Annotated in this window: 20 protein-coding genes; 5 read left to right on the top strand and 15 right to left on the bottom strand. The window is 53.7% G+C overall.

What is annotated here, in order from left to right:
* Positions 1-196: 196 nt before the first annotated feature.
* The gene (locus tag KP80_RS00270; protein ID WP_052281566.1) at positions 197-835 is read left to right on the top strand and encodes a TetR/AcrR family transcriptional regulator; all 639 of its coding nucleotides are present in this window, start codon (positions 197-199) and stop codon (positions 833-835) included.
* 54 nt (positions 836-889) lie between these two features.
* Here KP80_RS00270 and KP80_RS00275 read toward each other — a convergent pair whose 3' ends face one another.
* The 11 genes from KP80_RS00275 to KP80_RS00325 all read right to left on the bottom strand — a co-directional run bounded on the left by KP80_RS00275 (position 890) and on the right by KP80_RS00325 (position 10,284).
* Positions 890-1,426 (bottom strand): glycine zipper 2TM domain-containing protein, encoded by a 537-nt coding sequence (locus KP80_RS00275; protein ID WP_052281567.1) that lies wholly within the window; start codon positions 1,424-1,426, stop codon positions 890-892.
* Between the two features lie 173 nt (positions 1,427-1,599).
* Positions 1,600-2,904: an NADH-quinone dehydrogenase gene (ndh, locus tag KP80_RS00280; protein WP_052281568.1), complete on the bottom strand. Its 1,305-nt coding sequence runs from the start codon at positions 2,902-2,904 to the stop codon at positions 1,600-1,602.
* 272 nt (positions 2,905-3,176) lie between these two features.
* A complete protein-coding gene (gene ycfP / locus KP80_RS00285; RefSeq protein ID WP_052281569.1) occupies positions 3,177-3,719 on the bottom strand; it encodes an alpha/beta hydrolase YcfP in 543 nt (180 codons plus the stop codon).
* Between the two features lie 38 nt (positions 3,720-3,757).
* Positions 3,758-4,783, bottom strand: coding sequence for a beta-N-acetylhexosaminidase (gene nagZ, locus KP80_RS00290; protein ID WP_052281570.1), 1,026 nt, complete (start codon positions 4,781-4,783; stop codon positions 3,758-3,760).
* A complete protein-coding gene (gene thiK, locus KP80_RS00295) occupies positions 4,771-5,613 on the bottom strand; it encodes a thiamine kinase (RefSeq protein ID WP_052281571.1) in 843 nt (280 codons plus the stop codon). The genes nagZ and thiK overlap by 13 nt, the downstream gene beginning before the upstream one ends.
* Complete coding sequence (lpoB, locus tag KP80_RS00300; RefSeq protein ID WP_197276125.1) at positions 5,594-6,232, bottom strand: penicillin-binding protein activator LpoB; 639 nt, start codon at positions 6,230-6,232, stop codon at positions 5,594-5,596. The genes thiK and lpoB overlap by 20 nt, the downstream gene beginning before the upstream one ends.
* Positions 6,233-6,254: 22 nt before the next feature.
* Positions 6,255-6,629: a YcfL family protein gene (locus KP80_RS00305; RefSeq protein WP_052281573.1), complete on the bottom strand. Its 375-nt coding sequence runs from the start codon at positions 6,627-6,629 to the stop codon at positions 6,255-6,257.
* Between the two features lie 3 nt (positions 6,630-6,632).
* Entirely contained in the window at positions 6,633-6,989 is a 357-nt protein-coding gene (gene hinT, locus KP80_RS00310) for a purine nucleoside phosphoramidase (RefSeq protein WP_052281574.1), read from the bottom strand.
* 133 nt (positions 6,990-7,122) lie between these two features.
* On the bottom strand, positions 7,123-7,446 hold the full coding sequence (locus KP80_RS00315) for a YdbL family protein (protein WP_052281770.1): 324 nt from the start codon (positions 7,444-7,446) through the stop codon (positions 7,123-7,125).
* A 7-nt stretch (positions 7,447-7,453) separates the two neighbouring features.
* The gene (locus KP80_RS00320; RefSeq protein ID WP_052281575.1) at positions 7,454-7,645 is read right to left on the bottom strand and encodes a YnbE family lipoprotein; all 192 of its coding nucleotides are present in this window, start codon (positions 7,643-7,645) and stop codon (positions 7,454-7,456) included.
* On the bottom strand, positions 7,645-10,284 hold the full coding sequence (locus KP80_RS00325; protein WP_052281771.1) for a YdbH family protein: 2,640 nt from the start codon (positions 10,282-10,284) through the stop codon (positions 7,645-7,647). The genes KP80_RS00320 and KP80_RS00325 overlap by 1 nt, the downstream gene beginning before the upstream one ends.
* A gap of 309 nt (positions 10,285-10,593) precedes the next feature.
* On the opposite strand from KP80_RS00325, the gene KP80_RS00330 reads away from it, so the two are divergent.
* Both KP80_RS00330 and KP80_RS00335 read left to right on the top strand, forming a co-directional pair.
* Positions 10,594-11,583: a 2-hydroxyacid dehydrogenase gene (locus KP80_RS00330; protein ID WP_052281576.1), complete on the top strand. Its 990-nt coding sequence runs from the start codon at positions 10,594-10,596 to the stop codon at positions 11,581-11,583.
* A gap of 120 nt (positions 11,584-11,703) precedes the next feature.
* Positions 11,704-12,144: an META domain-containing protein gene (locus tag KP80_RS00335; RefSeq protein ID WP_052281577.1), complete on the top strand. Its 441-nt coding sequence runs from the start codon at positions 11,704-11,706 to the stop codon at positions 12,142-12,144.
* A 3-nt stretch (positions 12,145-12,147) separates the two neighbouring features.
* Here the strand turns inward: KP80_RS00335 and KP80_RS00340 are convergent, their stop codons facing one another.
* Positions 12,148-12,414: a DUF333 domain-containing protein gene (locus tag KP80_RS00340; protein WP_052281772.1), complete on the bottom strand. Its 267-nt coding sequence runs from the start codon at positions 12,412-12,414 to the stop codon at positions 12,148-12,150.
* A gap of 309 nt (positions 12,415-12,723) precedes the next feature.
* On the opposite strand from KP80_RS00340, the gene nifJ reads away from it, so the two are divergent.
* Complete coding sequence (gene nifJ, locus KP80_RS00345) at positions 12,724-16,251, top strand: pyruvate:ferredoxin (flavodoxin) oxidoreductase (protein ID WP_052281578.1); 3,528 nt, start codon at positions 12,724-12,726, stop codon at positions 16,249-16,251.
* Between the two features lie 355 nt (positions 16,252-16,606).
* A complete protein-coding gene (ompC, locus tag KP80_RS00350) occupies positions 16,607-17,752 on the top strand; it encodes a porin OmpC (protein WP_052281579.1) in 1,146 nt (381 codons plus the stop codon).
* 54 nt (positions 17,753-17,806) lie between these two features.
* Here ompC and KP80_RS00355 read toward each other — a convergent pair whose 3' ends face one another.
* The 3 genes from KP80_RS00355 to KP80_RS00365 are packed head-to-tail and all read right to left on the bottom strand — an operon-like array spanning position 17,807 to position 19,567.
* The gene (locus KP80_RS00355) at positions 17,807-18,091 is read right to left on the bottom strand and encodes a heavy-metal-associated domain-containing protein (protein ID WP_052281580.1); all 285 of its coding nucleotides are present in this window, start codon (positions 18,089-18,091) and stop codon (positions 17,807-17,809) included.
* Positions 18,088-18,444, bottom strand: a complete 357-nt coding sequence (locus KP80_RS00360) for a hypothetical protein (protein ID WP_156315537.1) — start codon at positions 18,442-18,444, stop codon at positions 18,088-18,090. Before KP80_RS00360 ends, KP80_RS00355 begins: the two co-directional genes overlap by 4 nt.
* Positions 18,422-19,567 carry a transglutaminase-like domain-containing protein gene (locus KP80_RS00365; RefSeq protein ID WP_052281581.1) on the bottom strand — a complete coding sequence of 382 codons (1,146 nt, stop codon included), beginning with the start codon at positions 19,565-19,567 and terminating at the stop codon, positions 18,422-18,424. Before KP80_RS00365 ends, KP80_RS00360 begins: the two co-directional genes overlap by 23 nt.
* Positions 19,568-19,597: the final 30 nt, after the last annotated feature.

The following is a 19,597-nucleotide window of genomic DNA, read 5'->3' on the forward strand; positions in this document are numbered from 1 at the left end:
ACGATCGATAAGATAATGATAATGAGATCTGCGTCACACGTCAACGGTATTTTTATAACGACCGTTTAATTAATTAGAATCCATATATTTTTCATATGTATATGCATAATTTATTTTTATCACGGAAGCGCTAGCCCCTGCTGTCGATTATTTTTATAATGAATGCTCACTAAAACCGACTAAGGTAGGCGGCACGATGACAACTGACACGCAAAGTTGCGCGAAAAAAGGCCGTGGTCGACCTAAAGTATTCGACCGGGAAGCGGCGCTTGATAAAGCGATGACGCTATTCTGGCAGTATGGCTATGAAGCAACATCACTCTCCGACCTCGTTGAAGCAACGGGAGCCAAAGCGCCAACCCTGTACGCAGAGTTTGCCAATAAAGAGGGGTTGTTCCGTGCAGTCCTCGATCACTACATCACTCACTTCGCCTCTAAAAATGAGGCATGCCTGTTTTGTGAAGAGCAGACTGTTATCGAGGCGTTAAGAAACTATTTCACCGCCGTCGCCACCTGCTTCACCAGCAAAGATACGCCCGCGGGTTGTTTTATGATCAACACCTCTGCGGCACTGGCGGCTTCGTCGAAGGATATCGCGAAAACCATCAAGTCCCGACATGCCGTACAGGAACAAACGCTAAGCCAGTTCCTGCAGCTGCGCCAAACGCGCGGTGAGATTCCGGCACAGAAGAACGTCAAGGAGCTGTCGCTCTTCCTGGGCTGTATTTTGCAGGGTATGTCGATTAGCGCCCGCGAAGGGGCAAGCTTTGAAACGCTGATGCAGATAACCGAAACCACGCTGCGCCTGTGGCCGCAGATGATTGCGGTAGAATAAAAAAACGCCCCTCAATCTGTGTGATTGAGGGGCGAATAGCACACTAACGCTTTTTTAGACTTTATTCAGTACAAGCTGGCCATTGTTATCCAATGGGATCTGGTTTCCTGGGTTTTTATCCATGCGGATTTTCCCCTGCTGGTCGCCGATTTTATAGGTGACATCATATCCAAGGGTTTTCTCAGACTTGTCGTATACCGTCTTACAACGCTGCTCCGTTGTGGTGTAGGTATCATTGTTCTGCAATGCGCCCTGCGCCTGGTTACCGGCATAGCCGCCGCCTAACGCGCCGACAACGGTCGCGACATCTTTACCTCGCCCACCACCAAACTGATGGCCGATAACGCCCCCAGCGACAGCTCCTAATACAGAACCGGCAATACGGTTTTCATCCTGAATGGGGCGGCGGTGCGTCACCGTTACGTTACGGCACTCCTGGCGTGGATTTTTGACGGTTTCCTTGATTGGTGTGGCGGAGACAACTTGCGCATACTGCGGGCTACGTTCGAACACATTCATGCTCGCCACGGCGGCAACCCCGAGTGCGGCTGCAACGCCAATACCAATACCCGCCAACATTGATTTATTCACGGGACTTCCTCCTTTGTTGCTATTGCTAACAATTGTGCAACCGATCGTTAGCAGAGCCAATCAGACAGAAGCCTAAAAGCAGAGTATTGTTTGGGAAAACAGCGGTTTCAGAGAATTCTGAAGGGAGAAAGGCACCCGGCAACGCAAGTGCGATGCCGGGATAAATCCGAGGATTAATGCAGTTTCAGACGCGGACGGATCACGCGGTTAATACTGCCGACCAGCATCATCAGGCCTGTTTTGCAGTAGCCGTGCAGCGCAATCTGGTGCATTCGGTACAGTGAGATGTAGACCATACGAGCAATACGCCCTTCAATCATCATCGAACCGCGCATCAAATTGCCCATCAGGCTGCCGACAGTCGAGTAGTTGGACAGAGAAACTAAAGAACCATGATCTTTATAGCTGTACGACTTCAGATCTTTACCCTTCATCTGCGCCAGAATGTTGTTCAGCGCACAGGTCGCCATCTGGTGCGCAGCCTGAGCGCGCGGAGGCACAAAGCCGCCTTCCGGACGGGCGCAGGAAGCACAGTCACCGATAGCATAGATATCCGGGTCACGGGTCGTCTGCAGCGTTGGCTCAACCACCAGTTGGTTAATACGATTGGTTTCAAGGCCGCCGATATCTTTCATAAAGTCTGGCGCTTTGATCCCTGCGGCCCAGACCATCAGATCCGCTGCGATGTATTCCCCATCTTTGGTGTGCAGGCCGCCTTCATCCGCGCTGGTGACCATCGTCTGCGTCAGTACGCGCACGCCCATTTTGGTCAGTTCGTTATGCGCAGCGCCGGAAATACGCGGTGGCAGTGCAGGCAGAATACGCTCACCGGCTTCCACCAGCGTCACGTTCAACGCTTCGTTGCTTAAACCTTTATAGCCATAGCTGTGCAGCTGTTTCACCGCGTTATGCAGTTCCGCAGACAGCTCAACGCCGGTTGCGCCACCGCCAACAATCGCGATATTCACCTTGCCGTTAGCACCCAGGTTCGCCGAGTACTTCAGGAACAGGTTCAGCATTTCCTGGTGGAAACGACGCGCCTGATGCGGGTTATCGAGGAAGATACAATGTTCTTTCACGCCCGGGGTGTTGAAGTCGTTAGAGGTGCTGCCCAGCGCCATCACCAGCGTGTCATAGGCCAGCTTGCGCTCAGGTACCAGCAGTTCACCTTTCTCATCGCGCAGTTCAGCGATGGTCAGAGTTTTGGCTTCGCGGTTGATGTCCATCACCGATCCAAGCTGGAACTGGAAATGATGGTTACGTGCGTGGGCCAGGTAGCTCAGCGCATCCACACCTTCGTCCAGAGAACCCGTAGCCACTTCGTGCAGCAGCGGTTTCCACAGGTGACTGTGGTTACGATCTACCAGCGTGATTTTCGCTTTTTTACCCCGGCCAAGCTTTCTACCCAGTTGAGTAGCCAGTTCCAGGCCGCCCGCACCACCACCGACAATGACAATTTTCTTGATTGGCGTAGTCATGAGACCCCCTTCAAATTTATTAACCAATTGTTAATTAAAAGTTATAAATATAGCCTTTAATTAACAACAAGTTACTTACAAGAAACCATTCAGCTGCAATGAGAATAACATGAATGGTGCATTGGTCATACCAAAATTGATGTGTATCAAGTTTTATCGCGCAGAAGTTGAGCGGAGGGTATTTTCGCCACCAAACTGAGGCTAAGAAAGGTTAAAAATTAACAAAAAAAAGCCCCGACTGCGTTTCCGTAGTCGGGGCTTTTTGTGTGTTATCAGCCGAGGGTTTTGAAAGCTTTTATCCGCTGTAGATGCGGCGAAATATTCTTAAACTTGTGGCCCTGCTCTTCATCCCAGATGATTTCATAGTAATGATGTAGCACGCTTGCCGACCGCTGGCTGTCCAGCGCATCGTCATGGCGAGAAAGGATAGCCAGGCAGCGATCGCGGTTTTTCTCGCGGAAGTTATTCACGCACTTGGTCGCAATGTCCATGTACTCTTCCGGGCGGTCAATCTTGCCGTCCATGTTCTCATCCGGGAACAGATTCGGGTTGAACACCACCTGCCGAATATCACACAGGAAACCAATGCGCTCTGCCCAGAAGCCGCCAAGCCCGACGCCGCAAATCAGCGGACGTTCATCGGCGTTGAGCTGTAGCATTTTGTCCACTTCTTTCAGCAGATGCTGCATGTCGTGTTTCGGATGCAGCGTGCTGTAGCTAATCAACCGCACGTCCGGGTCGATGAACTGTAGCTGCAGCACCTTTTCATGGTTTCCTGGGCTATTTGAGTCAAAACCGTGTAAATAGATAATCATCGTATCCTCACCACACCATTACTCCCACACCGGGAGGGTTAATGACCAGCCTTCACTTCCTGCCAGCGTTCATGGAGTTGTTCCAGCTGAGCGCTAACCGTTTTCCAGCGGGCGGAGTCCATCAGTTCCTGACGGCTAAATGAACCTTTATGATACAACTTCGTAACACGTTCTGCGTTGATCGGCGACAGGTTATCCAACACGCTAACGGCCCCTTTACGATTATTGCAGACGAGGATCATATCGCAACCTGCGTCGAGAGATGCCTGGCCACGCTCCGCATAGCTGCCCATAATGGCGGCACCTTCCATGGAAAGATCATCAGAGAAGATAACCCCATCAAAGCCCAATTCGCCGCGCAGTACGGTCTTCAACCAGTAAGGGGAACCGCTTGCTGGACGCGGATCAACGGCATCATAAATCACGTGCGCAGGCATAATGGCATCCAACGCATTCTCAGTAATCAGCGTCTGGAACACCGCCATATCTTTAGCACGAATTTCAGCGTCCGAGCGCGGATCGTGCGGGGTCTCTTTGTGCGAATCCGCGGTGACTGCGCCGTGGCCCGGGAAGTGTTTACCGGTGGTTTTCATGCCTGCATCGTGCATGCCGTCGATAAAGTGGCGCGCCATCGCCAGCGCCTTATGCGGATCCGCATGATAAGAGCGCTCACCGATAGCGGTACAGATATGGCCCACATCAAGCACCGGTGCGAAGCTAATATCGATATCCATGGCGATCATTTCGCTCGCCATTAACCAGCCAGCATCCGCCGCCATACGGCCACCCGCCTCTTCACCCAAAACGGCGGCAAAGGATTGTGCAGCCGGCAGCCGGGTAAAACCCTCACGGAAACGCTGTACACGGCCACCTTCCTGATCCACCGCCACCACCAGGTGATTGCGTGAGGCTGCACGGATCTGGCGAACCAACTCACGAAGCTGCTCAGGATCATGATAGTTACGGGTAAACAGAATTAAGCCACCTACCAGAGGATGTGCAAGGATCTCACGTTCCTCAGCGTCCAATTCGTAACCTTCAACGTCCAACATTACTGGCCCCACACGGCCTCCTTTTTATTCTGTAACTGTTGCCAAACGTCGTTGGCTAACGTGAAAAATTGTTCGTCGCCGGTCTGTTGCCCACGACACTCAAACCACCCGGCCATCAGCATCAGCACCCAAGGCCGCCAGCGCATCACCTGCCGCCAGAGCATATCTGGCGACATCTGCGCGCGTTCAGCATAAGCCAAAGTGAGCTGATGGCGCTGTGTATTGTCCGTTGCCCACACGGCCGCTAGCTCCAGCGCGACATCGCCATCACCGGCATATTCCCAATCAATAAGTTTTAGCCCCTGAACGGTATGGACAATGTTTCCGGCATGTACGTCCATATGCAGCGGCGCCAACCGCATCGCGCGGGGTTCGCCCTGCTTACGCAAACGCTGCAAACCACGTAGCCAAAATGGTGTACGCCGTGCCGGATCGCATTGCTGCCAGTACTGTTCCAACAGCGGCAGTAAGGCAATCGGCCAGCCAAATCGAGGCTCTCGGTGTAAATCATACAGGAGTGCAGCAAGAGGACGATGGGCCGGGAGCACGCTTTTGATCTCACCGGCTAAATATTCAACCGCCATCCAACCTGATGTATAAAAAACAGGCTTGGGCGCGAGCGTGTTTGGCAGACGTTGCAGTGCGTGATATTGGCGAAGGAAATCGCTCTCTGGTGCGTCAGGGGCATGATGCTGGCGTAATACCAACCGCCGTTCACCGTTTTGAAGGATACAGCTGCTGCCGCTCAGCCCCGAAGTTTCGGGGCTGGCGACGATGCGATAGTGCGGAAAACAGCGTGACAGGACGTCGTCACGCGTGAGCTTATTGCTGCGCAACCGCACCCTTTCCTGACCAGATGATTTCCCCGGTCTGTACCTGCATCAGCTGCATTTGCAGGGTTGGCGTATTGACGTTACCGGTCGCATTGGAATACAGAACGTACTGCGCACCCACGTTGCGGGCAATGCCCATCGCTTTGCTGCGCGAACCAAGGCTATCCTGAGGCGACAGGCCCAGCTGCTGTTTCGCAACAGCCAACTGCTGCGGAGACACGAGGGTAAATTTCGAATTGCCAGAAAGCGCATTATGCAGCGCGGTAGTGGCTTCACCCGCATTCAACGAACCATTGGTACGGTTATTCACGCTATCCACCAGCAGAATGCTGCCCGCATTTACGCCACCGGCCTGCAACATTTTGCCGACCAGCGGTTGCGCCGCACCGTTCCAGTCATAGTGACGAACGCGCGGTGTTGGCTGAGCTGGTGTTTCACCACCGTGCTCAATCGGCCCAGGCTGCGTTGGCACTGTTGGTACCGTCGGAACCGTCGGCACCGGCTGCTGCGGCTCGGTTGGCTGCTGCGGTTGCTGCGGATTGACCGTTTCAACCGGTGCCGGTTCTTCGCGCACTACGCACCCAGCAAGCAACATCGCCAGGGAAGCAATTAATGCATAGCGACCCAATTTACTCATTCCAGATTACCCCTCACAGATAAAGATAAAGCCGGGCTTTATGCGCCCCTAAACCATTGGCCGTCCCGTACAGCGTGACCGAGCCCATCGGAGGAACGGTGATGCTGCGCGGCGCTTCTAGCGGGTGCATTTCCAGCCCTCTGGCGTCATACCAATAAAAACGATAGTGAACGGTGACCGGCTCTCGCCTTTCATTGAACAGCTTCGCGCTGGCGGTAGCCTGAATATCCGACGAGGTAATTTCAGGCGCTTGCGCACTGATCCCAGCGGCCAGAACATTCGACTCCATGACCAGCGATTGCTGCTCGCTGACGGCAATTTCCGGGCGCGAATGGCACCCGGCAAGCAGCGTCGCGCAAAGCACAAGACCCAGACATCCCGATTTCATAGGTTAACCTTTATGCGCCAGCATTGGACCCAGCGGGCGTCCACCCAGCAGATGCATATGGATATGGTAAACTTCCTGTCCACCGTGGCGGTTGCAGTTCATGATCAGGCGATAGCCATCATCGGCAATCCCTTCATCGCGCGCGATTTTTGCCGCGACAGTCACCATGCGACCCAGTGCCTGTTCATGTTCGGCGGTCACGTCGTTGGTCGTGGCAATGAGCGTATTAGGGATAATCAGGATATGCGTTGGCGCCTGTGGAGAAATATCGCGGAACGCGGTAACCAAATCATCCTGGTAGACGATGTCTGACGGGATTTCGCGACGAATGATTTTGCTGAAAATCGTTTCTTCTGCCATTAGAACTTCCTTTATTATTCTCTTATGTTGTCGGTAAAACCGTTGCCGACGAACAGGTTATATGCGGAGAGTATGAGCGAGTTACATCCCCGGTTTCAACTGGAATACCGTTTTTCTTACATCAGCTTAGCCGTTACTTGCGTACCCACTGGCCGTTGATGCCCTGAACGTATTCACCCTGCTGCGCTTTCTCAATCAATTTCTTACCCGCCAGCCGCGCGACTTCCTGCTGCGACAAGCTGTTACTCTGGGCAAGCTGCTGATAGCTTTCGCTGCGCGCCTGGTTTATTTTTTTCACCAGCGCCAGCGTATCGCTGTCCTGCTTAATCGCCGCCAGATAGCCGCCCTGAGTTTCACCCACGCGTCCCTGCTGACGAGCATCCGTCAGCGTTAAGGCCAGTGCTTGCGTACTTAACAGGCTAAGAGCCAGCAGCGCGATAATCCCTCGTTTTCGCATCATGACCTCAGAATAAGTCGCTACGTGATTTCAGCAAATCCTCAACGTCCTTATCGGCCTTGATGCGGATTTCATGCTCAATTTTCACGTTCATGTTGATGGTAATCGGCTCTTTCGGCGCCGCCACTTCAATGCGCGGTACGCATCCCGATAGCAGCCCGCAGGTCATCAAACCCACCAGGGCGATGGATAATTTCATTATTGCTCCTTACATTCCGTGCCGCTGCGACACGGAGCGCCGGGTAGGGTCGCGTGTTGCTCAAGCCATGACTGAAGTTTGTCGCCAAAGCGCAAGCTTCGCCACAAATCAAAAACATTCTCCTGGTGCGTATAATTCAGTTGCACCGTGCTGCGTTTCTCATCCATCACCCCAGTCCCGGTTACCGCGGCCTGTAAGGTCAATAGTCCCAGGCTATCCAGATTAATCCGCGTCCATGAGCGGCTAATTTCCAGATAGCGCAGCCAATTGATAGCCGCACCGGCGGCAATATTATCATCTGCCACCGCATCGGCGGTGTCCTTATCAAGACGTAGCGTCATCGGGCCGGGGTTATGCAGCCAACCATCTTTAATGATCCATTTACTGTCGTTTAACCACAGCGGCAGCGCACCGTCCACCGGGCCAGACATAGCGAACTGCTTCGGATTCACCGCGCTCACCAGTTCACTCATCGAGATATGATGCAAACGCAGTAGCGCCGCATCGCGCTGCGGCATACGGAGCTGTTGCATGGTTATCTTGCCACCAAGGACGTCAACGCTGACATCGCTCAACTGTAGCGGCTGGGCATCGCTCCACGGCCAGGTTCCCTGCAAATCGGCAGTGACGTTGCGCGCCGTCACCTGGTTAACAATTTCAGCAATCCGTAGTGAAACCGGGCGGCGGGTACCAAACTGCCAGACGCCCGCTTTTAAGCGAAATGGCAGCACGAAATCTACTCCGTTTACCTCGTTATCCGGCGTCCATGCGCTGCCATTACGCAGCACGCCGTGTCCACCGGCTTCAAACCCCTGATCGGCGGCGGCAGAAAACGCGACCTGTGCGTAAAGCGAGCCATCGCGCAGCTTCATTTTCCAGTCCGGTGGCACCAGCGGCTGGAATACCGTCAGTGATTGTTTCGGCCACCAGGCTTTACCGCGCAGGCGTTCACCATCCCAGCGCCCGTTAAGTTGAATCGGCCCAATCTCTTGCGCTTTGAGGTTCCCTTTAAACTGGAAGTAAGTAGGGTCGCGGCCGTCGACGCTAAAACTCAGCGCAGAGGCAGGCAGTACACTCCCGCCGGTAAAGCGAGTTTCATTGGCATCCAGCGCCAGCGTGCCGGTAAAGGATGGGTGCTGCTCGTTGCGGATCCAGTGAATAGGTTTTTCCAACGTCAGACGCGGCTTATCCATCGTCATGGTACCGTACTGCAGTTTGTCAAAACCGGTTGAGAGCGAATTAAGAACGATGGCACTGTCGCGCCATTCACCGGTACCGGTGACATCCCAGCGCGCCTGCATCGGGGTAAAATGCCCGTCGCCCCAATAGCGCCACTGCCAGGTGCCTTTATCCGGCATAAAATTGTCGGCTTTACCATCAAGGTGCAACACGAAGTCGCCGGTTTTCTGCTCATGAGCGCGCAATATCGCCTGCAAACGACCATCTATCCCCTGAGTGGAGATCTTTACCCCCGCAAGCGGCCAGCGGACATCATCGATATTCAGTGCGTCAATCACTCGTCCTCGGGAGCGCAGCAGTGCCCCCGGCTGGAAAGCCAATACGGGCGTCATCAGCGGCCCACTCAAATGTGCGGGAAGCTTAGCGTAGAGAATCAAATCTCCCTGCTTCGCTTCCCCGGTCATCTGCAACGGCATATCGCTGTTATCCATGCTGAGCGTTCCCGGGCCGATGGTTAACACCGCATTGCCCTTCCCGGCATCACCCGAGGTTAAAACGTTCAGTCGCCCGGTAATTCGCGTTTTGTCGATGCCCTGCTGCCAGTTTTCCAGCTTCACGCCAAGGCGACCACTCAGTGGGAGCCCTTGCTGATAAGGCCAGCTCCAGCGGCCATCGCTGATGGTGAGCTGCTGCTCAGTCAGTTGCCATGGAAGATCGACCAGCGGGTCAGCTTCACCGCGGGCGATCATAATCAGCTGCCCTTGATTGCCATCCCAGTTCAGCTCAGCATCTACCAGCGAAGGCACCTGCGGTACTTGAAGTGTTGACTCTAAATGGCCTTTTACCGGCAAACCATCCGGTACCAGCGGCATCGTGAACTCACCGAGAAGCTTGACCGGCTGTTCGCCTTCAATTAATGCCGCGTGAAACTCGCTAACGGTCAGCGATTGTCCATGCAAACGCGCATGCAGCGTGACGTGCTCACCTTCATATTGCAGCTCCTGGCGCTGTGCGGTAAGCGAAACATTCAGCTTACCCTGCCATTTTTCCCACGGCGATATGCTCAGTGAATCGATAGAAAGCCAGGTATTCGGCAGCATTGACTGCCATTCGGCCAGCGTACGCGGCGCCCCGGGCACCGAATCGTTTTGCGGTAGTTTAGCGAAACAGACTGAATTGAGGTTGACCGAGACGGCGTGCAGACGCCAACGGCTTGGGTGCGACAGCGTTACATCTTTCAGTGTCGCCAGCTCACAATCCCCGGCAAGATAGCGCAGGTCGGGAATGCGCAGCGCCGATCGGGTCAACCGAGGGCTTTCGTTAAGGGCGATACGCGTTCCCGCCGGAAGCCAGATGCCCACCAGCGTAGGGACCCAGTACCCCAGCGTCATCAACAGCGTTAACGGCAGGAGTATTAAAAGCAGGAATAGCGCAATAACGGCTTTATATTTACCCTTCATGGGTGCAGTGATATCCAGTTTAAGCAGGCAGTTATGCCGGACCGCACAGCGAGCGGTCCAAAGGCGCATATTGTGTCATGTCAGACCAGAGAGTGAAAGCCGCTGTCATGCATTAAGCGTAGCTGCTCTAAAATAAAATGTGAGTAATTTCAGTTGATTCTGATTGAGTGCAGAAGTTCGCTCCCGGTTCTAAAGCGCGTATACTGGTGATAGTTTCCTTACGTAACTTTAGCATTCAAAACATTTTTACATTTTGTATGATTATTTGAAATATGCTAACTTGACTCTAAAATCACTGGAGAAAAGCTTATGAAAATCGCCGTTTATAGCACAAAGCAGTACGACAAAAAGTACCTGCAAAATGTGAATGAGGCTTATGGCTTTGAACTTGAGTTTTTCGATTTTCTGCTCACGGAAAAAACCGCCAAAACCGCGCACGGCTGTGAAGCGGTCTGTATTTTCGTCAACGACGACGGGAGCCGCCCGGTACTCGAAGAGTTGAAGAAAAACGGGGTGAAATATATTGCGCTGCGCTGTGCGGGCTTCAACAACGTTGATCTCGATGCTGCGAAAGAGCTCGGTTTACGCGTAGTCCGCGTCCCTGCCTATTCTCCAGAAGCGGTGGCGGAACACGCTATCGGGATGATGATGACGCTAAACCGTCGTATTCACCGCGCATACCAGCGCACACGCGACGCTAACTTCTCACTGGAAGGCCTCACCGGTTTTACCATGTTCGGCAAAACGGCGGGCGTTATCGGTACTGGTAAAATTGGCATCGCCGCCCTGCGCATTCTGAAGGGTTTTGGTATGCGCCTGCTGGCATTTGATCCGTATCCAAGCGCGGCGGCACTGGAGCTCGGCGTTGAATATGTCGACCTGCCAACGCTGTTTGCCGAATCTGACGTCATTACCCTGCACTGCCCGCTAACGCCGGAAAACTACCATCTGCTCAACGCCAGTGCTTTTGAGAAGATGAAAGACGGCGTGATGATTATCAACACCAGCCGCGGTGCCTTGATTGATTCACAGGCAGCGATTGAAGCCCTGAAAACGCAAAAAATCGGCGCACTGGGGATGGACGTTTACGAGAACGAACGCGATCTGTTCTTTGAAGATAAGTCTAACGACGTGATTCAGGATGACGTGTTCCGTCGTCTGTCGGCTTGCCACAACGTGTTGTTCACCGGTCACCAGGCCTTCCTGACCGCCGAGGCGCTGACCAGCATCTCGGAAACCACGTTGGAAAACCTAAGCCAAATCGATAGCGGCACCGATTGCCCTAACGCTCTCGCCTAATCAACACCGCTCCCTGCCGCCCGGCGGGGAGCATTTTCAGATAAGCCCGGCAGACATTATTCGCAGTACAGTTAGACTTCCAACACATTCACCAAATGAATATTTAAGAAGTCTTGTGCAATGAAGAAAATCGTTATTCTGCTGGCAGCGGCAACGCTACTCGCTGGCTGTGTCTACAACAGTAAAGTCTTTACCGGCGGCGACCAACTGCAGCATCACCGTTTTGTCCTGGAAAGCGTGAACGGCAAGCCGATTCAAGGCGAGCATGCGCCGATGGATTTAAGCTTTGGTGAAAAGCAGCCACTGCTGAATAGAATTTATCTGTCCGGTACGCTGTGTAATCAATTCTCCACCATGGCGACCGTCACCAATGGCGAAATCACCGCGACCGATCTGGCGATGACCCGCAAACTGTGCCGCGACGCGACGCTAAACCAACTCGACGCCACCCTCGCATCCATGCTTCGCCAGGGCGCTCAGGTCGATTTAACCCAATCGCAGCTGACGCTGGCCACGGCTGACCAGACGTTTATCTACAAACTTGCCGATTTGATGCACTGACGGTTAGTAGTTTCCGCAGCTGCCGACCGCAAGAGATTGCTCGCTGCAGCGCTTGCCGTTAGGCAGCGCGCACATACCAATACTGGAGCCATCAAGCTGGCGCGCGGCGGAGAGCGTACCACCAATCATCGCGCAGTTCGCATCCCCTGAACTCGACATTGCCGCTCTCATTCCCGGCGTCACGTGCGCCGCGGTCGCCTGCTGAACAGGTTCATTGCTACACGCGGACAACAAAAGCGCCGCACACCCGACTAAAAACGCAGCTCGCATCACTTCTCTCCCAATCGCAAAAATAAGAACAAACCTAAGCATCATAGGCATCGCAGCCCGACACGTCGAGAGACGAAGCGCGCATTTATGCACTGTAGAAACATTTTCTGGCAATTTTTATGGGCTGATAACATTCGTAACGTTGATATAGACCCCTCTCAAGGACACAAAAGCAAAAATGATTCAGCGCGGGGTTTGCTAAACTTCAATCAATACCATCGGCGAAATCGATGAGTTTATAACGGATAAATTCCCGGTTGGCGGTCAGCCCGCGAACCTCTTTTTGCGCAATGTAAGGTGTCATAATCAATGATCACAATTGACGGTAACGGTGCGGTCGCCTCTGTTGCGTTCCGAACCAGCGAAGTCATCGCCATTTACCCGATAACGCCCAGCTCTACCATGGCCGAGCAGGCCGATGCGTGGGCGGGAAATGGCCTGAAAAACGTGTGGGGCGATGTCCCGCGCGTAGTCGAAATGCAGTCAGAAGCCGGCGCCATTGCCGCCGTGCACGGCGCATTGCAAACAGGTGCACTGTCCACCTCATTTACCTCGTCGCAGGGTCTCCTGCTGATGATCCCGACGCTCTACAAACTGGCCGGTCAGCTGACGCCGTTTGTTCTGCACGTCGCTGCACGTACCGTTGCGACTCATGCGCTGTCAATTTTTGGCGATCACTCCGACGTGATGGCCATCCGCCAAACCGGCTGCGCCATGCTGTGCGCTGGTAGCGTGCAGGAAGCACAGGACTTCGCGCTAATTTCTCACATCGCCACGCTTAAAAGCCGCGTGCCTTTTATTCATTTCTTCGATGGTTTCCGCACGTCGCACGAGATTAATAAAATCGTGCCGCTGGCCGATGACACCATTCGCGGCTTGCTGCCGCAGGACGAGATCACCGCGCATCGCGCCCGCGCGCTGAATCCAGAGCATCCGGTAATCCGCGGCACATCCGCAAACCCGGATACCTATTTCCAGTCCCGTGAAGCCACCAACCCGTGGTATGACGCGGTATACGACCATGTTGAGCAGGCGATGAATGATTTCGCCGACGCCACGGGCCGTCGCTATAAACCATTTGAGTATTATGGTCACCCGCAGGCCGAACGCGTGATTGTGATTATGGGTTCGGCGATTGGCACTTGCGAAGAAGTGGTCGACGAACTCCTGACCCGCGGCGAAAAAGTGGGCGTGCTGAAAGTTCGTCTGTATCGTCCCTTCTCGGCCCAACATCTGCTGCAGGCGCTACCGGAAAGCGTGCGTAGCGTTGCCGTGCTCGACCGGACAAAAGAACCAGGCGCGCTGGCTGAACCGCTGTATCTCGACATCATGACTGCGCTGGCAGAAGCTTTCAACCACGGCGAACGCGAAACCCTGCCGCGTGTCATCGGCGGGCGCTATGGTCTCTCGTCAAAAGAGTTTGGCCCCGACTGCGTGCTGGCGATTTTCAGCGAGCTGGCGCAAGCTAAACCGAAACCTCGCTTTACCGTCGGCATCTATGATGATGTGACCAACCTTTCCCTGCCGCTGCCGGAAAACACCCTACCCTCAAGCGCACGGCTGGAAGCCCTTTTCTACGGTCTCGGTAGCGACGGCAGCGTCTCGGCGACCAAAAACAACATCAAGATTATCGGTAATTCCACGCCGTGGTTTGCCCAAGGCTATTTTGTTTACGACTCTAAAAAGGCCGGCGGCCTGACGGTGTCGCACCTGCGCGTCAGCGATAACCCTATTCGCTCCGCCTATCTGGTGGCACAGGCCGATTTTGTCGGCTGCCACCAGCTGCAATTTATTGATAAGTACCAGATGGCTGAGCGTCTGAAGCCTGGTGGGATTTTCCTGCTGAATACGCCGTACAGCGCCGATGAAGTGTGGGCGCGACTGCCGCAGGAAGTCCAGGCGGTTCTGAATCAGAAGAAAGCCCGCTTCTATGTCATTAACGCCGCCAAAATCGCCCGTGAATGCGGCCTGGCGGCGCGAATTAACACCGTGATGCAGATGGCATTCTTCCATCTTACTCAGATCCTGCCGGGCGATAGCGCCCTGATGGAGCTGCAAAACGCTATCGCCAAAAGCTACAGCAGTAAGGGGCAGGACCTGGTTGAGCGCAACTGGCAGGCGCTGGCGCTGGCGCGCGAATCACTGGCTGAAGTGCCGCTGCAGCCAGTGAACGCCAGCAGCCCGAGCCGCCCTCCGGTGGTCTCTGATGAGGCGCCTGATTTTGTCAAAACCGTCACTGCCGCGATGCTAGCGGGTTTAGGCGATGCGTTGCCGGTCTCTGCGCTGCCGCCGGACGGTACCTGGCCGGTCGGCACCACACGCTGGGAGAAACGCAACATTGCCGAAGAGATCCCTATCTGGAAAGAAGATCTCTGTACTCAATGTAACCACTGCGTTGCCGCCTGCCCGCACTCGGCGATTCGTGCGAAAGTTGTCTCTCCAGAAGCGATGGAAACTGCACCAGCCTCCCTGCACTCGCTCGATGTGAAGTCTCGCGATATGCGCGGCCAAAAATACGTGCTGCAGGTCGCCCCGGAAGATTGCACCGGCTGTAACCTGTGCGTTGAGGTATGCCCAGCGAAAGATCGTCAGAATCAGGAAATCAAGGCGATCAACATGATGTCGCGCCTTGAGCACGTGGAAGAAGAGAAAGTGAACTATGACTTCTTCCTCGACCTGCCGGAAATTGACCGCAGCAAGCTTGAGCGAATCGATATTCGTACTTCGCAGCTTATCACGCCGCTGTTTGAATACTCCGGTGCCTGCTCCGGCTGTGGTGAAACGCCATATATCAAACTGCTGACCCAGCTTTACGGTGACCGTATGTTGATTGCCAACGCCACCGGCTGTTCTTCTATTTATGGCGGTAACCTGCCTTCGACACCCTACACCACCGATGCCAACGGCCGCGGTCCGGCGTGGGCCAACTCGCTGTTTGAAGATAACGCCGAGTTTGGTCTGGGCTTCCGCTTGACGGTTGACCAGCATCGCCAGCGCGTGATGCGCCTGCTGGACGGTTTCGTCGAACACATCCCCGCTGAGCTTAACGAGGCGCTGCACGCCGACGCGACGCCGGAAGAACGCCGCGAACAGGTGAGCGCTTTACGCACTGCGTTGACCGGCGTGGAAGGTGCTGAAGAGCTATTAACCGACGCCGACGCGCTGGTTGAAAAATCAATCTGGCTGATTGGCGGCGACGGATGGGCCTACGATATTGGTTTCGGCGGGCTGGATCACGTCATGAGCCTGACCGAGAACGTCAATATTCTGGTGCTTGATACCCAGTGTTACTCCAACACCGGCGGCCAGGCCTCGAAAGCGACGCCGCTTGGTGCGGTGACCAAGTTCGGTGAACACGGTAAGCGTAAAGCGCGCAAAGATCTGGGCGTCAGCATGATGATGTACGGGCACGTTTACGTGGCGCAAATCTCGCTGGGTGCGCAGCTGAACCAGACGGTGAAAGCGATACAGGAAGCGGAATCTTATCCAGGACCTTCGCTTATCATCGCCTATAGCCCTTGTGAAGAGCACGGTTACGACTTAGCGTTAAGTCACGATCAGATGCGTCAGTTGACCGCCACCGGTTTCTGGCCGCTGTTCCGCTTTGATCCACGTCGTGCCGATGAGGGGAAAATCCCGCTGGCGCTCGACTCCCGTCCGCCATCAGATGCCCTCGCCGAAACGCTGATGAATGAGCAGCGCTTCCGCCGTTTAAACAGCCAGCAGCCTGAAGTCGCTGAACAGCTGTGGAAAGATGCCGCTGCAGACTTGCAAAAGCGCTACGACTTCCTTGCGCAGTTGGCCGGTAAAGCCGAGAAAGTCACTCCGCAGGAATAAACGCTAACGTTTTTCTGCGTGTATAAAAAAAGCCCGAATTATTATTCGGGCTTATCATTTAATCAATGAGGAATTAAAACAAACGACACACAGCAATCGTTATTCACAGTGTGGCAAAAGGCATATAAGCGCCCTAATTTATACTGTTTTATCTCATTTGTATAATTTTTGTTTTATATGAAAGATAATAATATATTCATGAGAATTATCATCATTTCATCAGAATTACATCCTTTAGATTTTTCTTATATCGTAACAAATATCCTTTATCATCCAACTTATCTCTCCTTTAGGATTATCTCACTTCCTATTTGTGGAAGTGCGCGAATATAAAAACACTAAAGGAATAATTTCAATGAACAGAAAAGCACTGGCCCTTGTCATTCCCGCCCTCCTGGCAGTCGGCGCAGCGCATGCTGCTGAGATTTATAATAAAGACGGCAATAAGTTAGACATTTATGGCAAAGTTGATGGCCTGCATTATTTCTCCAGCGATTCCAAAAAAGACGGTGACCAGTCTTATGTCCGTTTTGGTTTCAAAGGTGAAACGCAAATTAATAACATGCTGACCGGCTACGGCCAGTGGGAATATAACGTTCAGGCGAATAATCCTGAATCAACTGACAGCAGCGATAGCCAGGCCTGGACTCGTTTAGGCTTTGCAGGCTTGAAATTCGGCGACTATGGTTCATTCGATTACGGTCGTAACTACGGTGTGCTGTACGACGTTGAAGGCTGGACCGATATGCTGCCGGAATTTGGTGGTGATACCTATTCAAACGCCGATAACTTCATGACCAGCCGTGCCAATGGTGTAGCCACCTACCGCAATAACGACTTCTTTGGTTTGGTCGATGGGCTCAACTTTGCGCTGCAATATCAGGGTAAAAACGAAAACCCAGGCAGCGGCGAAGGTACCAACAACGGTGATCGCAGCACGCGTAACGCTAACGGCGACGGCTTCGGTATGTCAACCTCTTACGATCTGGGCATGGGCGTGAGTGCTTCCGCAGCCTACGCCTCCTCCGACCGTACCAGCGCCCAGCGTACCGACACCACGGCGGGTGGCGATAAAGCCGACGCCTGGACCGTGGGCCTGAAATACGATGCCAACAATATCTATCTGGCTTCTATGTATTCGGAAACTCGTAATATGACGCCGTATGGCGACAGCAATGGTGTCGCGGATAAGACCCAGAACTTTGAAGTCACCGCTCAGTACCAGTTCGATTTTGGCCTCCGTCCGGCAATTTCTTACCTGCAATCTAAAGGTAAAAATCTGAACAGCACCACCCGCGACATCAAAAATGCGCAGACGGTGAACGGCGATAAAGATCTGGTGAAATATCTCGATGTTGGCGCGACTTACTACTTCAATAAAAACATGTCCACCTACGTGGATTACAAGATCAACCTGTTAGACGGCGACGACAGCTTCTACGCTAATAACGGTATCAGCACCGACAACGTGGTCGGGATGGGCCTGGTCTATCAGTTCTAACCCCGTAAAAGAACCCGCTGGCAACGGCGGGTTTCTTTTTACTCGCGGAACAAATTACTGCACCGCGCTTTCTCCGTGAATCTCGCCCTTGAATCCAGTTTTGGCAATCGCCGACAGCAGACGCTGGTTATCGAAATTCTCTGGCACCACCACCTGCGCCTGACGGGTTTTTAATGAGGCTTTCGCCTTAATCACACCATCGGTCGAGCGTAGCGCCTGATTAATTGAAATCACGCACAGCGGGCAATTCATCTCGGCCACATCAATCGTGACCTGCTTATCGGCTGCCCAGCCAAACGGCACCACGAACAATAACGCCAGGATCGCTATTTTTTTCATTCCATCCACTCCCAAATCCACGGCAGAACATACGGATAGGTTATCAATGCCAGCACCAGCGGTACCGCCAACCAGTACAGCCATAACAAAACCCGACGGCTCACCACGTTGACGCAGATCGGTTTTGGCGACAGATGCAAACGCCAGAAGCCACGAGCCATCAACCCTAACGCGACAATCACCATCGGGATCTGTAACCAGGAGGCACCGGGGATCCCTACCAGCCCTGCCGCTGAAATACCGAATACCAGGTACAGCAGCGGCCCAATACAGCACAGAGTCGATGCGCCGGCAGCAACAACCGCCGCCAGCAGGGTTAGCAGGCCGCCCTTAATGCTGTTCGACGCTGACATAATCGTAACTAAACAGCGCAGGATCGTAGAAGTTCAGCGGATCGCCATCCACTTCGGCATACGGGTAGCCCAGATTATTAACGTCACCCTGCTCAGCGGCTGGCGACAGCGCAAAATCACGGGCGTGGTTGAAGCCCACCCAGTTCATTTCCCAGTTGCCAAACAGATAGTCATTTACCGCAGTGACTGCAGGGTCGCCATTCTCTTTCTTCTCGGTCAGACGCATTTTGGTCACGTCGGCCGGATCTGCTGGCATCCAGCCAAAACCGGCCAGCCAGAACATCGCGCGGCAATGTTGGCCACCGCTAATCTTTGCCACACCCTGCGCATCGGCACTGCCGAACGCTTTTTTCGAGTACTTATCCAGTTTACGGCTGGCACCTAAACGAATACCGAACATCTCACGCGCCGGAATCCCCACTGCACGGCACAACGCCACAAATACCGAGTTGATATCGGTACATTTGCCGCCGAGTTTACCGGTTTTCAGGATTTCGCCAACATCGCCGGTACCGCAACCAATCACCGCATCATCACGGTGCATATGGGTACTGACCCAGTCGTGGATCATGCGTGCCTGCTTCAGCGGTGCTTTTTCACTGCCAATGATTTTTAATGCCGTCTCTTTAACCAGGCCATCAACCGGAATATGCGGGGTGGCATGCAGGAACGGTTTAATCTCGTCGGGAATCACTGCCCCTTCCACCGGTAGCTGCCAGTCGGTAAGAAGATTATCCTTGAGCACTTCCCAATCCCGGGTCTCAATAGCCATCTCGACCTTGATTTCCAGCGGGCCATTGGACGCAGGCCAGGTGACAAACAGCACTTTTGCACCATAGCGGTTATTGGCATTGAGCGTTGCGCTCTGGTAGTTACCGCTAAAAGATAGGTTCAGCAACTGCTGGAAGGCAGTATCTTCTGGGATTGGGATCCACAAATTCACCTTACCGGACGAGCCCTCTGGTGCTTTCAGACTGTAGGTCTGGGTCATCACAAAACGGCGGTATTTGCCGGAAGAGACGGCTGCTAGCTTAGCGACGGTTTCCGTTTTAGCAAAAACAGGGCTAACCAGACCCAGCGTAGACAGTGCCGCAGCACTTTTCAGAAAGTGACGCCTTTCCATTGTGTATCCTTCATCGCCAGAAAAAGCTGG

The organism is Kluyvera genomosp. 1, from assembly GCF_001266615.1.
Taxonomy (GTDB): domain Bacteria; phylum Pseudomonadota; class Gammaproteobacteria; order Enterobacterales; family Enterobacteriaceae; genus Kluyvera; species Kluyvera cryocrescens_A.

Excerpts from the sequence above, each read along its gene's own strand:
- KP80_RS00270 (WP_052281566.1), top strand. The coding sequence starts at position 197 with ATGACAACTGACACGCAAAGTTGCGCGAAAAAAGGCCGTGGTCGACCT.
- ndh (WP_052281568.1), bottom strand. The coding sequence starts at position 2,904 with ATGACTACGCCAATCAAGAAAATTGTCATTGTCGGTGGTGGTGCGGGC.
- ycfP (WP_052281569.1), bottom strand. The coding sequence starts at position 3,719 with ATGATTATCTATTTACACGGTTTTGACTCAAATAGCCCAGGAAACCAT.
- KP80_RS00305 (WP_052281573.1), bottom strand. The coding sequence starts at position 6,629 with ATGAAATCGGGATGTCTGGGTCTTGTGCTTTGCGCGACGCTGCTTGCC.
- hinT (WP_052281574.1), bottom strand. The coding sequence starts at position 6,989 with ATGGCAGAAGAAACGATTTTCAGCAAAATCATTCGTCGCGAAATCCCG.
- KP80_RS00315 (WP_052281770.1), bottom strand. The coding sequence starts at position 7,446 with ATGCGAAAACGAGGGATTATCGCGCTGCTGGCTCTTAGCCTGTTAAGT.
- KP80_RS00320 (WP_052281575.1), bottom strand. The coding sequence starts at position 7,645 with ATGAAATTATCCATCGCCCTGGTGGGTTTGATGACCTGCGGGCTGCTA.
- KP80_RS00325 (WP_052281771.1), bottom strand. The coding sequence starts at position 10,284 with ATGAAGGGTAAATATAAAGCCGTTATTGCGCTATTCCTGCTTTTAATA.
- KP80_RS00330 (WP_052281576.1), top strand. The coding sequence starts at position 10,594 with ATGAAAATCGCCGTTTATAGCACAAAGCAGTACGACAAAAAGTACCTG.
- KP80_RS00335 (WP_052281577.1), top strand. The coding sequence starts at position 11,704 with ATGAAGAAAATCGTTATTCTGCTGGCAGCGGCAACGCTACTCGCTGGC.
- KP80_RS00340 (WP_052281772.1), bottom strand. The coding sequence starts at position 12,414 with ATGCGAGCTGCGTTTTTAGTCGGGTGTGCGGCGCTTTTGTTGTCCGCG.
- nifJ (WP_052281578.1), top strand. The coding sequence starts at position 12,724 with ATGATCACAATTGACGGTAACGGTGCGGTCGCCTCTGTTGCGTTCCGA.
- ompC (WP_052281579.1), top strand. The coding sequence starts at position 16,607 with ATGAACAGAAAAGCACTGGCCCTTGTCATTCCCGCCCTCCTGGCAGTC.
- KP80_RS00355 (WP_052281580.1), bottom strand. The coding sequence starts at position 18,091 with ATGAAAAAAATAGCGATCCTGGCGTTATTGTTCGTGGTGCCGTTTGGC.
- KP80_RS00360 (WP_156315537.1), bottom strand. The coding sequence starts at position 18,444 with ATGTCAGCGTCGAACAGCATTAAGGGCGGCCTGCTAACCCTGCTGGCG.
- KP80_RS00365 (WP_052281581.1), bottom strand. The coding sequence starts at position 19,567 with ATGGAAAGGCGTCACTTTCTGAAAAGTGCTGCGGCACTGTCTACGCTG.